Consider the following 15,519-nt stretch of genomic DNA (forward strand, 5'->3'; position numbering starts at 1 on the left):
ACAGTGCTGTCAAATCGGAGTTGTTGCATTATCTCGATGCCATGAAATCTGCGGCCTAGTCGCGGAAGTGTCAAAATTTATGCAATGATTGGGTTAATAAAGCCAATGCTGGAGAGGGCGGTGTCGGCTATGAAAAGATGATTATGACGTCCTCACTAATGAAACAGATAGATAACAATAAAATTATACCAATAATAAGAGAGAATTCAGAAATAAAGCTCCCAACATTTCTTAGTTCAAAACTTTACATAGATTTCTCTAAAGACGAAGATGTTGAATATAGCCTTGATGAGCTACTGAGAACACTTCTCGATTCGCCGCTATTTGAAAAACCTCCTATCGGAGAAAATCCCTTTAAACCATTTCAAGGGGCTAAGCCTGACAGAGTGGCTGACGGCGTAAAGGAAGTTATGCAGGCCATAGCGAAGGCATTTGAAAGAAATCCCGACGAAAGAATATTTTTAAGATCGATTGTAGCCCAAACAGGCATGCATAGGTTGACACTCGATAGGTATTTATTAACAGCGCAAGGAGATGGCCTAATTGATAAGGATGTTTTGGGGCGTTTCGGAGTTACAGAGAAAGGGATTGAATATTTAATATCTCACAATATCATCAATACCTAACTAAGCTAGGCACCACGGCCCGTTTTCTGCCATGTCCCAAATGGTCGTCTGCTAGCGATATTATGTCTCTTAAGGGAGTAAGTATGAGCAACTATGAAATAGTCAAAACCACGCAGATTGATGGGGATTTCGAAGGTTTTGATGATGAGGTTCTGTTCAAACTCATGGATGGATCATATTGGATTCAAGGCCAATACAAATATTGGTACTACTACGCTTACTGCCCGAAGGTCAAGATCTTACAAGCAAATGGAAAGTTCTATTTACAGATCGTTGGTCAGCGAGAAATCGTACTTATTCACCCTATCTCAAATGTAATCGAGTCACAAATAGATGGTGAATTCAACGGTTGGAACGGCGAGACAGTATACGCGCTAACAAATGGCCAAGTTTGGCAACAATCCACCTATCAGTACGATTATACCTATTCATATCGACCGGACGTTTTCATCTATAACGCAGGTGGCGGGTATAAGATAAAAGTGGAAGGAACTACTGCCGATATTCAGCGAATCAAATAGAACATAACCAGGCTTGGATGCCCTTTACGCTGGTTATGGCAACATTATTCCGCGAGGATAAATGAAAGTAACTTCGTCCCTTCACGGCAAGCGGTCTCCGTTTGCGGTCATTGGTCATTGGTCATTGGTTTGCACCTCCAATTTTACCGGAAATAGAGAACGATTTCTTATCTTTGGATAAATTTTTATGAAAAAATCAACTTATCCTGTCGCAAGAGTTCACCGTCGGTGAAGTTCTTCGACAGCGCCTAAATGAAACCCCTGTACTTATAGTGTTATTGGTAACTAAATGAGGGAAATTTACGCAACATAGGTATAGCCTCTCCGCTTCTTCCGCTGCGTGTGATGGCGACCGTTAGAACACCGAATCTCCCGTGAAAGAGTAACAATTATTTATTCCAAGCATTAGCATGAAGATATTGATAGCAGAAGATAGTCCAATTATACAGAAACTCAATTCAGCACTAATGAAAGACTGGGGTTTTGATTTCGAGACGGCTAAAAAAGGACCGGCTAAAAAAGGACAGCCATAAATAGAAAAATCGGAAGGTATTCCGATGATGTTTAGTATTGAAAAATCTTTCGAACGTTAGCAGAACGGTTATTGGCAATATAGGGTTGAAGCGAGCCCCAATCAGCCGCTTCAGGTCAAAGCTCCCCGCAGTTGAGCTGCGACGGTACTTTTTAAGAGGAAGGCAAAGAATCAGGACGTGGGCGACGGAGAGAAAAATCGCTCACACTCGCGAACTCCCTGCGCCCAGCGTTTACCGAGCTGTTCGCAGGCGGTGCGTATCGATTGGGCGGAGCCAACCAGAGACCTAAAGCGGCTTTCGAAATTCCGGCTCAGGTAGAGCCAGTTTCTCGGGTCGATTTTCAACCGCTCCAGGATGGGCGGTAGACGGTCGGAAATGGCTCCACGTTTGTCTTCGCGAAGAGCGCGTCCGGTCCAGTCCACCAGCGTCAGGTAGTCCTCGAGCCGCAGGGGAATGCCCGCGGGCATGGGCTCTCGCGGATTACCGGCGAAGGGGAAGAGTGACAGGGGTTGCTCACCTTGCTTGGCGGCTGCGATGCGCCGCTTGACCGAGGTATGCGCGGATTCTTCCGGAGTTTCCGCCATTTGCGCACGAATCGGGTTCAGGTCCACATAGGCCAGACAAGCCACCAGCGCCCGCTCGTCCAGCAACGCCTGGGACTTGAAGCGGCCTTCCCAGAAACGGCCGGTGCACTGGTCCTCCCGGTTGGCCTCCCGGGCGATGGATTCATTCCGCATGCGCATAAACCAGCTGACATCCGCAAGCCTCGAGCGCCAGGTCTCCGCAACTTCCGCAAGCCGGGCCAGCTCTGCGGAATCCAGAGCTTCACCGCGAACAAAGCGTTGGGAGAGCGCAGAACCCTTACACAGCTGGTGCCAGCGCTCAGTCAGCTCGCGCAAATCCCAGCCTGCTGCCCGCTGTCGATCGATATGCAGCACAACATGGTAGTGGTTGCTCATCACCGCATATCCACAGACATCCAGGGCGAACACCTGGGCCAGTGCCAGCAACCGGTCCTCAATCCACTGGCGGCGATGCTCGAAGCTCTGTCCTGTACGCTCATCCCGGCCACACAGGAAGGCACGTCGCACACAGCGGGAGACACAGTGGTAGTAGGGTGTGGTGTCTGGGCAGATAAGAGCTTTGCGTGGCATGGTCATGTTCTGCTGGCTCGCTGAACTGGATGCATAACCAGTATTTTGCGCAAATGACGATACGATGCAATAGCAGTGGCGCGAAAGTCTTTTTGTTTTGTGGGTGTCCTTGAGTTCCCTCTTGAGTTCCCCTCTTGAGTTCCCCTCTTGAGTTCCTCCTTGAGTTCCTTTTGTGGGTGTCCTTGAGTTCTTTCCTTGAGTTCTTGAGTTCTGCTTGAGTTCTGCTTCTTGAGTTCTGGTTCCACGTTTGTCCTCGCGAAGAGCGTGTCCGGTCCAGTCTACCAGCGCCAGGTAGTCCTCGAGCCGCAGGGAAATGCCCGCGGGCATGGGCTCTCGCGGATTACCGGCGAAAGGGAAGAGTGACTGCGGTTGCTCACCTTGCTTGGCGGCTGTGATGCGCCGCTTGACCGAGGTATGCGCGGATTCTTCCGGAGTCTCCGCCATTTGCGCACGAATCGGGTTCAGGTCCACGTAGGCCAGACAAGCCACCAGCGCCCGCTCGTCCAGCAACGCCTGGGACTTGAAGCGGCCTTCCCAGAAACGGCCGGTGCACTGGTCCTCCCGGTTGGCCTCCCGGGCGATGGACTCGTTCAGCATACGCATAAACCAGCTGACATCCGCAAGCCTCGAGCACCAGGTCTCCGCAACTTCCGCAAGCTGGGCTAATTCTGCGGAATCCAGGGCTTCATCGCGAACAAAGCGTTGGGAGAGCGCAGAACCCTTGCACAGCTGGTGCCAGCGCTCAGTCAGCTCGCGCAAATCCCAGCCTGCTGCCCGCTGTCGATCGACATGCAGCACAACATGGTAGTGGTTGCTCATCACCGCATATCCACAGACATCCAGGGCGAACACCTGGGCCAGTGCCAGCAACCGGTCCTCAATCCACTGGCGGCGATGCTCGAAGCTCTGTCTTGTACGCTCCCCCCGCCCACACAGGAAGGCACGGCGCACATAGCGGGAGACACAGTGGTAGTAGGGTGTGATGTCTAGGCAGATAAGATCTTTGCGTGGCACAGTCATGTTCTTCTGGCTCATGGAGCTGTATGTATAACCAGCACTTTGTGCAAATGGCGATACGATGCAATAGAGGTGGCGCGAAAAGCTTTTTACTTGGTGGATGCCCTAGAGCTGGGCATTCACAAAAGTGAACAAACGTACCACTTAACCTTCAGGCTTGACGGGATGGGGCTTCCGAAGCATTCTTGCCTAAAATTACCAATTGAGATATGAGGCAAGAGATATTGGCCTCTGCGATCACTATATATTATAAATGTTAGCTAACTGTTCTGTTTGAATGCGATTAAAAGGAATAAATTATGCCGAATATGACACAAACTTTTAGAAATCATCCGTTGAATTTTCTTCAGTTTCATCCCCTGTTGATTTCAATCTTTCCTGACGCGACTTTTGATACACAGACTGTACATTTCGATATTAATACCAGCGATTACACATCCAATTCAGTTGAGTCAGTGATAGACAACACTCCCTGCGAATTAAAAAGTACGTCGGACACTGAAAAACTGAAAGCCTATTGGCTACCATATAAACCAGATTTTGCAACTTCACTACAGTTAGGATCAGACGCTAATTTTATGTTTACCGCAAATATGGATGGTTGCACCTTTGCTGCGACTCATAGTCGTACATCTCCTAGAGTTAGTCACTCGAATGCAGCTACTATTGGAGGGATTATCAATCAGTATTTAAATGACCCTCAGAAGTCAGCTCTAGCGCAGAAAGCTATTCAACAGTGTTCTGCTTCGAGAATTTTGGGCTTACAAAAAATTAAATATCAAAACTCTAGATCCAGAGATTGCACAACTATTGTAGGCATTAGAGATATTACAACCGGATCTTGGAGGTTTTGCAAACAAGTGATAGGGATATCTAATTATGGGCAGAGCTGCACAGTAAAATCGGTTACTCCATTTTGAGCTCAATATAATCAGCTAACAAACGGCTCCACGCAGACGCTCAAACCTACGCGGTTTTTGTGGTTTCGCTGTTCTACACTTTAACACAAAAACCGCTCCGGTTCGGGCGCTGGTGAGCCGGGCGTTCAGGCTGTAGAAAAACTCGAGCACTTCTTGAAGTGGAAAATTTTTCTTGCGGAGAGCGCTCTGAAATGCTTTTTGCCATACAAAACAGGTCCAAAATTTACGTAGGAGCGCGATCTTCTGGACGAAATATAACCAGAACAAAAGGCCGGAGTTTTTCTATAGCCTCGTTATGATTTTTCAACCAACCTACCAAAGGAATATATTATCGCAACAATAAACGAACTAACTGAAACTCAATTCAAACAACTTCTAGACGATTACTTCGCGCCACCTGAAAAGCGGCAAAAAATGACAGAGGAAGAAATAAGAGAATTAGCTATTCGACTAAATGACAAAGTAAATGCCCCTCTTATTGGAGAAACTACAGAAGAAAAAATTCTAATCAAAGTCGTATTAAAGGTAGACACATTTCTCTACGACAATATTCCTAACGAAATTTATGATTTAGCCAGAAGTTTGGATAAGAGAATCGATGAAAGTGAAGCTACACGACTAATCAATAGGCTTTCGATCCTTGCTAATGAAAAAATCGACATTCCTTACATTCCAGAATCAGCAGAGTATGTAGCAATTCGATTTGTAATTGGTGTAATTATCAATGCCGCTCGAAAAGAGTGGAACTTTGATATGGCAAAAGATGCCCCTGAATCAGAGTTAGTGACTGCATAGTGTATCATGCAACAAGTCAAATCACTCGGACGCAGCTAAGCTGCGTTCGGTGTTTGAGGTGTTAGATTTTAATCAAGGAGATCAAGCATGGATATTGAAGCGATTTTGAAAACTATTTTAAAGCCAATCTATCTTCGAGTTATTCTTATAATATTGGCTATGATCTTATTATTTCGAAATGTATCGTACTTGCTTTTGGGTGACATCTATTACATTTTTAATGGCCAGCAATCACAGCGTATAATCGAATTTGTATTCGAGAAGGAAATTCCTGCATTGATAATGACCGTTCTATGGCCGGTCGCATTTACATTTTTTAATATAATCCATGAGAAAATTAGGCTTCAGAAAGATTTTTTCATGTCTGTCTTGATGGTGCACACTTTTTCTTGTCTTGCTACCGCCTTTATTCTCCTATATGGCGGTTGCGGTGGCGAAAACTGTAATCAGAAACCGTTATATTTAACAGTAATTGGTGGTTCTTTGTTGACAATGCTTAGTGTCGGACTTTCTTACTGGTTGTATAGTAAAAAGGAATGCATATTCGCTGCAGAATTAACAACGTTCGAGGCTGATAAAATCTAACGAATAAATGATATGGTCGCACTGCTTCTGGGTTAGATTTTCCATCGAATCGCCCTTTAGGATGTACAGACGGATCAAGCCATTAGCGTTTTCATTGCTTCCTCGCTCCCATGAGTGGTAGGGGTTGGCGAAGTAAAACTTAACAGAGAAATGAGACTCAATAACTTTGTACTGATGAAACTCGGCGCCGTTGTCAACAGTAATGTTTTGAAGGCCAATGGATTTCGACTGATCAATGTAAAGGATAGCAATAAGATCACTTAGCGTAGTGCCATTCGGTTCCTACCTCTGTGCCCCCCAGGCGATGACTTGATTTTTCCACTGGCGCCCCGAAACAATGAATCTTGCGACACCTGCGCGGTTCTTCCCCGGTCTGAAGGTAAGCTTTGCCCCGCAGTCAGCTCCAATAAGTAAAAGATTGTGTCATCTGCCTCTAAACCTGGTAAAAATATTTGTTCCGGATCAAAGTTGGACGACAGCATTATGCCCCTATCGCAGACAATACCATTCAATTTATATTATAAATAACAGCTTTGCCCTACCTCCAGGGTGAGAATATAAAAAGAGATGATTGAGAGCGATGACAGAGAAGTCAGGTGGCGGCCTCCGCAGGATGGAACTGCTGCCAAATATCCACATTTCACAGCCGCACTCGGAAAGTGATATCCGTCACAATTCAGCGATCACTATTTCCCATCTTGCTTTTCTTTTTCCCCTCTCACCTGTGTCTTACGGGCATTATCTCTGTGCTGCAAGCGGTCCTGTTCCGGACCTCACTGGGTGGCTAAGGCGCTGACAGAGAAATCTAAAAGAGGATTTCCTGGAAACGGTTTTACAGGGTAGCGAATGGTGGCGGCGGTTGATTGAACGCGGCCACCAGAACGTAAGAGTAGTGGATTGGGATGCCGGGTACTGCCGGACCCCAGCGCGGTGTTTTTCAGAGGCATTTATCGGCCAACGCGCCTCCATGCGGAGACAACGGCCGCAGTATCAATACGGAAGTTAACAAGTTACGGCGGGTTCAGAAGGTGCCTCTGCACACTGCTCGAGCCGCTCTGAAGCGAGGGATTATCAAATGACCAGCACAAAAACATACCTGTTGCCGGTACTGTTGTACCTCGTATTTTCACCGGCTTTCGCTGCGCAGGGTTCCATGACAATCGTCAATGACTGGGGCTCGGGATTCCAGGCCGAGGTGACCGTCACCAACGACGGTACTACCACCCTATCCAACTGGACAGCCGAGTTCGACATGGCCGTTGAAATCGGCAGCATCTGGAACGGCGAGCTGCAATCCAGCAGCGGCGGACACTTCGTGATTGGGCCAACGGGCTGGAATGCCGACATCGCGCCGGGCGATTCCACTATCTTTGGGTTCACCGCGACACCGGGCAACCTCTCGGCAGCAAGTGTAACCGTCAGCGGCGACGGTGGAGCCGGCTCCAATTCATCATCGAGCAGCACGTCTTCCAGTTCGTCGTCCACTTCCAGCGGTAGTTCGTCGAGCGGCGGGTGTACCCCGACGGCGATCACACCATATCTCCGTGTGGACGGCGGCGATTGGCAGCAGACTGCCGAGGTTACCATCTCCGCCGGCAGTACCTTGCAATTCGGTCCTCACCCGGTTTCCGGCTCCTGGAGCTGGAGCGGCTGCGGCACGTCCGGTTCCCTGCGGGAGCAAACTGTGTCCCTGGTCTCCTCGTGCACGGCGACGGCAACCTATATCAACAGCTGTGGCGCCCAAAGCACTCTGAATTTCCCCGTGACAGTGGAGAGCGGCGGAAGCACGGAAACCCTAATAGAGGAAAATACTACCGGCTTCTGCGGTGTGGACGGCACGATAGACAACAACCATGCCGGTTTTACCGGCAGTGGATTTGCCAATGCCGACAATTCACTCGGTGCGAGCGTGGATTACAGTGTGGATGCGGACCACGCGACCAGCGCGACGTTGGATGTTCGATTTGCGTCTGCCAGTAATCGCCCGGCCAGCATCGAGGTAAATGGTTCCGTAGCAGGCACCGTCAATTTTAATTCAACCGATTCGTGGACAAGCTGGGCCAATGAAAGCATTACCGTTGAGCTGCAGGTAGGTGAGAACACCATACGTCTGGTGCCGCAAACCGCGGATGGTTTGCCCAACGTCGATTCCCTGTCGATTGTCGGTAGTGGCTTAAATCCCGGGGCGTGTAATGCTGTCCCGGATTCATGTAGCGATATGAATGGAGATGGTGATTCGCTGTTATCCTGCAGCGGCGATCCGGCTGTATGCCTCCTGGGCGGCGGTGTAGGCAGCTACCGTGTGGCCATGAGGTTTGATGCCGGATACAGTGGTGACCTCGAAGTCTTCGCCGAATCCAGGCGGCGAATGTTTACTTCCCCCCAACAAAGCGCTTCCGCCGACCGTTGCGTGGATTTTCTGGTGGATGTCCGTGATCCAGAAGGCGAACCCTACCAGTCGGACCATGGTACATCGGGATTGAATCTGCGCATTACCAAGGGTACCGGAGCCTTGACTGCATTAAGCGCCAGCCCGGTGACCAGCCCGAGAACGTTATTTATTGCCGGGGATTCGACCGTCGCCGATCAGCTACCCCAACTGTGGGCGCCGGCCGAATCCCGATATACCGGATGGGGCCAGTTTATCCCGGCTTATTTTGGAAATGACATATCCATTTCCAATTACGCGGATTCCGGTGAAGGCACCGCGGCATTCAGGACCGACGGGGGCGGCTTGTGGAACAGGATTAATGCCCGGTTGAAATCCGGTGATTGGGTGATGATCCAACTGGGCCATAACGATAAAACCACTTCCGCATCGCTCTATCGGTCGAGGATCACGAATATGGTGACCGCCATTCGCAGCAAAGGCGCAAATCCGATACTGATAACCCCGATGATACGCAACACTGGCGACCCATTATCCGCGCAGCATATCTGGGGTGACCTGAACATCCGCAACGAACTTATCGGCGTGGCAAACGCACAAAACGTCCCCTTGATCGACCTGATGAAGCTTTCCAGTGAATGGGCGGAACGTATCGGCCGCTCCGCGGCACAGGCCTATTTTGTCGATAACGATAGGACTCACTCTAATGAAATGGGAGCGGAACTGTTTTCGCAAATGATCGTTAGTGAAGTTCGCCAACAAAATATTGGCATTACTGATTACTTGCGCAATCCATAACGTGAACTTAGGCGAAAGCGAACCGGGCACATGGCCCACTAGTGGAGAGTTTATCATGATAAACATCAAGCGCAGCTTGGCTGCAGTACTTCTATGCCTTGCGTGGCAGACGGTATACGGTGCCCAGGGTTCCATGACCATCACCAACGATTGGGGCTCGGGTTTTCAGGCCGAGGTCACTGTTACCAACGATGGCACCACCACGCTATCGAACTGGACGGCCGAGTTCGACATGCCCGTTGAAATCGGCAGCATCTGGAACGGCGAGGTGCAATCCAGCGACGGTGAACACTTTGCGATTGGGGCGGCAGGCTGGAACGCCGAGATCGCACCGGGTGGTTCGACTTCCTTTGGATTCACCGCGACACCGGGCAACGTACCGGCGGCGAGCGTGACGGTAAGGGGTGACGGGGGAACGGATTCCAGTTCGTCGAGTTCCAGTTCGTCTAGTTCCAGCTCCTCGTCAAGCAGTTCATCCTCAAGCGGCGGATGCGCTCCAACGGCGATAACACCTTACGCGAGTGTGGATGGCGGCAACTGGCAAGAAACCTCCAGTTTGACCCTCTCAGCCGGCAGCACCGTGGAGCTCGGCCCGCATCCGACTTCGGGCTCCTGGAGTTGGAACGGCTGCGGCACCTCAGGTTCTTCGCGGGAGCAGACGGTATCCCCCAACTCTTCCTGCACCGCGACGGCGACCTACACCAACAGCTGCGGCGCTCAAAGCACGCAAGACTTTTCGCTGACAGTCGAGAGCAGCCAGGCTACGGAAATCGTCATTGAGGAAAACACCACCGGCTTCTGCCGTGTTGACGGCTCGGTCGACAATAACAATGACGGCTTTACCGGCACGGGTTTTGCCAACACCGACAACGCCACAGGCACTGGGGTCAACTGGCAAATCGAGGTCAGCCAGGCGGGCACCTACAGTTTGCAGTGGCGCTATGCCAATGGCGGCGCAAATGGACGCCCTGGCGATGTACTGATTGACGGCCAGACGCAGTTTTACGGTGTGGCGTTTGCGGTGACCAATGGCTGGACAACCTGGGCGAACAGCGAGACGATTGAACTGTGGCTTGAGCAGGGCACGCACACGATCCGCCTGCAAGCCACCACTGCCGATGGTCTGGGTAATATTGACTCCTTGAGCATCACCGGGAACAGCGGCATCAGTGCCAATGAGTGTGGAAGCAGCGACGCCATTACCCTCTGGATGGCTGGCGACTCTACCGTGACGAATGGTGGGTCATCCTGTCCACACGGGTGGGGCCGCGACTTTGCAAGTTACTTTAACGGCAATGTCAGCGTGCAAAACCTGGCAGTCGGTGGGCGTAGTGTTCGCACCTGGCTTTACGACGTGCAATCCAGTTTTGGCAGTGATGGGGAGTGTATTTTAAATACCGACTCCAGTGGGAATCCGATCTTGCAAAACCGCTGGCAAACCACGCTGTCCGGCATGAAAAACGGTGACTATTTATTCATTCAGTTTGGTATTAATGATGGTTCCAGCACCTGTCCGCGACACGTCGGTTCCAATGCCTTCATGGAGGCTTATCAAATGATGGCCGAAGCGGCTCGAGCAAGAGGCGCAACGCCGATATTTATCACACCTGTATCAGCGATCCGTTGTTCTGGCAGTACCGCTGTGGCAACACGCGGATTTTTATCAGAAACCATTAATTTAGGTGCAAGTCTTGGTGTACCCGTCATCGATCTACACCAACGCAGTATTCAGCTGTATAACGAGCGGGGTTTCTGCCCGATTCCGGGTGGTGGTGATGTATCGGAAAGCACTGGCGGAGCGGTCGGCGCGTTCTTCTGTAACGACCATACCCATTTCGACACAAGTGGAGCCTATGATATTGCTGGTCTCGTGGTGCAAGGTCTCCGCGACCTGAATATTCCTTTGGCCCAACACCTGAAAGTTGATACCTCAACCCCGGTAAATGTTTTCCTGGCAGGTGATTCCATCGTTTCAAGTTATACCGACACCTCAAGCCCTAATGATATGGCAGGCTGGGGTCAAATGTTGCCGGAGCAGTATAACGCCAATGTCAATGTTTATAACCACGCAGTTGGAGGGCGTACCGCACGTCGTTTTATTGACGAGGGACGCCTCGATGCCATTTGGGCAGAGGCCAATGCAGGCGATTATTTGCTGGTACAGTTTGGCACCAATGACGGCCACAGAACCGCAACCTATACCATCAATGGACAAACTATTCCCTACTATTTGGATCCGGATACCGATTTTAAATCCTACTTGTCGCAATACATAAGCGGTGCCCGTGCGCGAGGAATCAATCTGGGCTTCGTTACGCCAACACCCAGAAATTCCGCGTATTGTACTGGTGGAAACGGCACCGGCCGGTGGGCGCAAGCAATGCGGGAGCTTGCATCTGCCGAAGGTATACCCCTGATCGATTTGAATCGAAAAACAGTGGACCACTTAACGGCGATTTGTCCGTCACCGACGCCAGAGGACTTCTTTTTTGTGCGTGCTGACGGCTCGATCGACGGCACACATTTCCAGGAGAATGGGGCACGTAATCTCGCGCGCTTTGTCGCAGATGGCATTGGCGAAGCGGGCATGGTTTTGGACAGCTATCGCAAGTAAACATCAGGAGCATAAGCAGCTACCGCTGTTTATGCTTTTGAAATGGGAGCGGAGTTATTTTCCCAAACGATTGCCAAAACTGCTGCATGGACGTCCGGCGGCATGGCATGCCGGCGGACGAAAACCGTTCCGGCTTCAAGATTGGCAGCGGCAGGAGTACAACGAACAGCTCGGGAGACAGCGGATCTACGGGATGTGGCTCAGCCCCCGAGCTATATGAAGAAACCTTGTTGAGGTTCCATATGAACAGCAATCCGAACAAGTACCCCAACCAACGCTTCCATTCGAGTTCCTACTCGCTGCGTTCGGGAGCCATGGATGAGACCAACAGCTAACCGCTATGCGACTGTGGTCATTGCACCCGAAATATCTGGACCGCCAGGGACTGGTAGCGCTGTGGCGGGAAGCCCTCTTGGCACAAGCCGTTCTCAGAGGCGAAACTCGGGGATATCGCAACCACCCGCAACTCGACCGATTCAGAAACCACCGTGCACCACTCACAGCAATGTCGCTCTATTTGAGCGGGATTTGTTCAGAGGCGATGGCGCGCGGCTATCATTTCGATAGGAGCAAGTTCCGGATCGTTCGCAAGCACCTCACCCTTCCGGTTACATCCGGACAACTGGAGTACGAATGGAATCATCTAATGGAGAAGCTTCGCACCCGAAGCCCCGAGACGTTCCAAATGTGGCGTAAGACGGAATTCCCCGAAGCCCACCCGCTGATGGAAGTGTACCCGGGAGACGTTGAGCCATGGGAACGTAAACATGGCATCGCCTAATCTGGCCGTCCAATCAGGCACTAGCCCTTCTGTTTCAGCGCCCCGGCAAAACACAACGGAGTCACACCATATCTGCGATACCGTCGGTATTCCATGAACGGCCGTCCAGTGGCCGTCTAAAAAATCTCTCTCCAAGAACCGCTATCCTTGGCCACGTCTTAATCTCTATGGAACAGGAGTCAACCCCATGCCCCATATCCTCAAGATCATCTTCGGCGTCGCCGCGCTGGCTTTGGGCCTGAGTGCCACCGCTCTGGCGCAATCGGACCGCGAAGTGTACGAATACGCCATCAAGCGCGCAGCCCGGATCTGCCCTGCGTACAGCAAAGAAAATACGCCCCCGGTGATCAAGGCCGCGCCGGTGGGCGCTCTGCGTGTATTGGAGGACCGAGGCTATGTGATCTGTCCCGACCTGCGCCTGGAGGCCGATGTGCCCGCGGTGTGGTACGGCAATGTCGGTGTGTTCGTGTGGAACCCGAAAGTGGACGGCGCCGGCGAGATGATCATCGCCAAGGTCGATGCCATGACCCGGAGCGAGGCGTTCCCGGTGGAGATCGTGGTATGGGATAAGCAAGGCGAGCGGCTGGAAAACCAAACCGTGCCGAAGTTCGAGGCCCGGCCTGGCGCCTCTCTGCCCTCGAAGCGATGATCACTTCGGAGTGACGAAGTCGTTGTTGAGAGATTCTTGAGCACTATGCCCGCTATGTGCGGGCTATAAATTCCACAGGATTTTGTATTTCAACCTCGCAACTTATAGATCACTGGCTTCACCTGCCCTCCCCTACAGCCCTTACAAACGTCCGTACTTGTTGCGATAGTCCTGCGGTGTAACTCCGGTAAGGCGTTTAAAAGTGCTACGAAAGGTTTTACTATCGTTGTAGCCAACTTCGTAGGTCAAGGCCTGGATATTTTTCTTGCCGCTTTCCAGCGCTTTCTTGGCGGCTTCGATCTTCACACGCTGAATATATTCAATCGGCGTAACCTGAACCGCCTGCTTGAAGCGGCGGATAAAATTGCGTTTGCTCATATTCACATGCGAGGCAACCTGCTCGATGCTGATATCCTCTCCGTAGTGTTCTTCAATAAAATGCTGTGCATTCAGGATTGCCTTGTCACCGTGTCGGTTCAGGCCACTGAATACGGAAAAATGCGCTTGGCTCATATGATCGCGATGGATGGAGAAGTTCTTGGCGACCTGCACTCCCACATCGTGCCCGCAGAATTTCTCAACGAGATACAAAATCAAATTCAACGACGAAAATGCACCGCCACCGGTATAGATACCGTTTTGATCGGTGAGTACGGAATCCGGTTGCAGATCCACTTTCGGGAAGCGCTGGCGCATATCGTCGATAACGGCCCAGTGCGAAGTGCAGGCTTTACCTTCGAGCAATCCGGTCTCCGCCAGGAAGTAGCTGCCCTTGCACAAGCTCGCGACTTCCGTTCCCGCCTCATAGTGCCGTTTTAGCCATGCAATCGCCGCGCTGCTTTTTCTCCGTAACAGATCCCATTCGCCCCCGAAAGCGGGAACGAGAATCAGGTTCTGATTATGCCCATCGGACCTTGGCGGCACCTCTTCCAGGCTGCGCTGGCAAGCGAATGACGCGGGACTGCCGAGCTGAATCTCGCTGGCCTGCTGGGCAACCAGGGAGATCTCAAAAGCCGCCGCCCGCCCCATCTGCGTGAGGATGTCGTTGGTGCGCATGAATATATCCAGGGGCGCTGCCGCCGAGGAGAGCACAACATCTTCATAAATCAGGATGTAGACATTCTTCACCGTCGCATGCCTCTCTGTGTCTTTCACTTCGAAAGATCATACGCGCGGATATGGCACAAAACCACCCTCTCCACGTCATTTGACCGCATCGCGCGCAAGGGCGCGAAGAACCATACTGCCCTCCAACACTACAAACGGAGATCGATATGAACCGGATAGTTAATGAACAGGAATGGCAAAGCGCACTGGATGCTTTTCGAATCAAGGAAAAGGAGCACACCCGGCTCCGGGATGCATTAAACGCCGAACGCCGCCGCTTGCCGATGACAGAGATCAGCAAGACTTACAGTTTTACCGGCCCCGAGGGCAAAGTCAGCTTGCTGGACTTATTTGAAGGGCGCAAGCAGCTGATTGTCTACCATTTTATGTTTGCCGAATCGCCCTGCACCGGCTGCTCGATGATGGTCGATAACATGGGGCATATCGCCCATATCCACGCGCGCGATACCTCATTGGCTCTGGTTTCCCTCGCCCCATATCCAAAGCTCGCCGCATTCAAGGAACGTATGGGTTGGCAGTTTCCGTGGTATTCCTCCGAGGGTAGCGATTTCAACAGGGATTTTGGTGCGACCCGCGAGAACGGCGAAATGTTTGGTGTAGGCGTATTTATCCGCGATAACGACACTATTTACCGCAGCTATCACACCTCCCTGCGCGGCGCGGAATACCTGGGTTCCAATTTTTCTTATCTCGATCTCACGCCAATGGGCCGCCAGGAACTCTGGGAGGACAGCCCGGAAGAGGTTCCGCAAACCCCACCCTACCAATGGTGGCGCAAGCACGATGAATATTGAGGAGCTTGACGATGTGTCCGCTATGTGCCGCGACCGGGCTGACGACCTGGATACTTGCCGGAGGTTTAGGCAGTAGCTGCGCCGCCACGGCGGTTATTTACTGGCGCAAACGAAGAGCATCTCCATCTGACGATTCGTTTGGGGAGACCGACGGGAGCGTCGGCACCCCGCCGACACAATCACCTCAACCACCGACGTAAAGCGCACGCAAGAGG

The 15,519-nt window shown here is 51.4% G+C and carries 12 protein-coding genes and 1 pseudogene; 10 read left to right on the plus strand and 3 right to left on the minus strand.

Annotated features, from left to right (window positions below; genetic code table 11):
• Positions 1 to 158 precede the first annotated feature (158 nt).
• Together FHS09_RS07405 and FHS09_RS07410 are read left to right on the plus strand one after the other, a co-directional pair.
• Complete coding sequence (locus tag FHS09_RS07405) at positions 159 to 626, plus strand: helix-turn-helix domain-containing protein (protein WP_183458331.1); 468 nt, start codon at positions 159 to 161, stop codon at positions 624 to 626.
• Between the two features lie 83 nt (positions 627 to 709).
• The gene (locus tag FHS09_RS07410; RefSeq protein WP_183458333.1) at positions 710 to 1,147 is read left to right on the plus strand and encodes a hypothetical protein; all 438 of its coding nucleotides are present in this window, start codon (positions 710 to 712) and stop codon (positions 1,145 to 1,147) included.
• A gap of 703 nt (positions 1,148 to 1,850) precedes the next feature.
• Here FHS09_RS07410 and FHS09_RS22765 read toward each other — a convergent pair.
• Entirely contained in the window at positions 1,851 to 3,848 is a 1,998-nt protein-coding gene (locus FHS09_RS22765) for a hypothetical protein (RefSeq protein ID WP_246394662.1), read from the minus strand.
• Positions 3,849 to 4,150: 302 nt separating this feature from the next.
• On the opposite strand from FHS09_RS22765, the gene FHS09_RS07420 reads away from it, so the two are divergent.
• The 3 genes from FHS09_RS07420 (at position 4,151) to FHS09_RS07430 (ending at position 6,151) form a co-directional block, all read left to right on the plus strand.
• A complete protein-coding gene (locus tag FHS09_RS07420; protein WP_183458335.1) occupies positions 4,151 to 4,771 on the plus strand; it encodes a hypothetical protein in 621 nt (206 codons plus the stop codon).
• A 414-nt stretch (positions 4,772 to 5,185) separates the two neighbouring features.
• Positions 5,186 to 5,566: a hypothetical protein gene (locus FHS09_RS07425; RefSeq protein ID WP_221191860.1), complete on the plus strand. Its 381-nt coding sequence runs from the start codon at positions 5,186 to 5,188 to the stop codon at positions 5,564 to 5,566.
• 87 nt (positions 5,567 to 5,653) lie between these two features.
• Positions 5,654 to 6,151, plus strand: a complete 498-nt coding sequence (locus FHS09_RS07430; protein ID WP_183458337.1) for a hypothetical protein — start codon at positions 5,654 to 5,656, stop codon at positions 6,149 to 6,151.
• On the opposite strand, the pseudogene FHS09_RS22770 reads toward FHS09_RS07430, so the two are convergent.
• A pseudogene (locus FHS09_RS22770) lies at positions 6,122 to 6,364 on the minus strand (IS30 family transposase); the annotation flags it as partial. The gene FHS09_RS07430 and the pseudogene FHS09_RS22770 overlap by 30 nt on opposite strands.
• An 862-nt stretch (positions 6,365 to 7,226) precedes the next feature.
• Here FHS09_RS22770 and FHS09_RS07440 point away from each other — a divergent pair.
• The 4 genes from FHS09_RS07440 to FHS09_RS07455 all read left to right on the plus strand — a co-directional run bounded on the left by FHS09_RS07440 (position 7,227) and on the right by FHS09_RS07455 (position 13,382).
• A complete protein-coding gene (locus FHS09_RS07440; RefSeq protein WP_183458339.1) occupies positions 7,227 to 9,338 on the plus strand; it encodes a cellulose binding domain-containing protein in 2,112 nt (703 codons plus the stop codon).
• Positions 9,339 to 9,393: 55 nt separating this feature from the next.
• Positions 9,394 to 11,952, plus strand: a complete 2,559-nt coding sequence (locus tag FHS09_RS07445) for a GDSL-type esterase/lipase family protein (RefSeq protein WP_246394663.1) — start codon at positions 9,394 to 9,396, stop codon at positions 11,950 to 11,952.
• Positions 11,953 to 12,292: 340 nt separating this feature from the next.
• Positions 12,293 to 12,733, plus strand: coding sequence for a pyrimidine dimer DNA glycosylase/endonuclease V (locus FHS09_RS07450; protein ID WP_183458341.1), 441 nt, complete (start codon positions 12,293 to 12,295; stop codon positions 12,731 to 12,733).
• A 187-nt stretch (positions 12,734 to 12,920) separates the two neighbouring features.
• Positions 12,921 to 13,382 carry a hypothetical protein gene (locus FHS09_RS07455; protein ID WP_183458343.1) on the plus strand — a complete coding sequence of 154 codons (462 nt, stop codon included), beginning with the start codon at positions 12,921 to 12,923 and terminating at the stop codon, positions 13,380 to 13,382.
• Between the two features lie 141 nt (positions 13,383 to 13,523).
• On the opposite strand, the gene FHS09_RS23220 is transcribed toward FHS09_RS07455, so the two are convergent.
• The gene (locus tag FHS09_RS23220; protein WP_183458345.1) at positions 13,524 to 14,510 is read right to left on the minus strand and encodes an AraC family transcriptional regulator; all 987 of its coding nucleotides are present in this window, start codon (positions 14,508 to 14,510) and stop codon (positions 13,524 to 13,526) included.
• 146 nt (positions 14,511 to 14,656) lie between these two features.
• Between FHS09_RS23220 and FHS09_RS07465 the strand changes: the two genes are divergently transcribed.
• Positions 14,657 to 15,304 (plus strand): DUF899 domain-containing protein, encoded by a 648-nt coding sequence (locus FHS09_RS07465; protein WP_221191861.1) that lies wholly within the window; start codon positions 14,657 to 14,659, stop codon positions 15,302 to 15,304.
• The last annotated feature ends 215 nt before the right edge of the window (positions 15,305 to 15,519 follow it).

It is taken from the genome of Microbulbifer rhizosphaerae, assembly GCF_014191725.1.
GTDB classification, from domain to species: domain Bacteria; phylum Pseudomonadota; class Gammaproteobacteria; order Pseudomonadales; family Cellvibrionaceae; genus Microbulbifer; species Microbulbifer rhizosphaerae.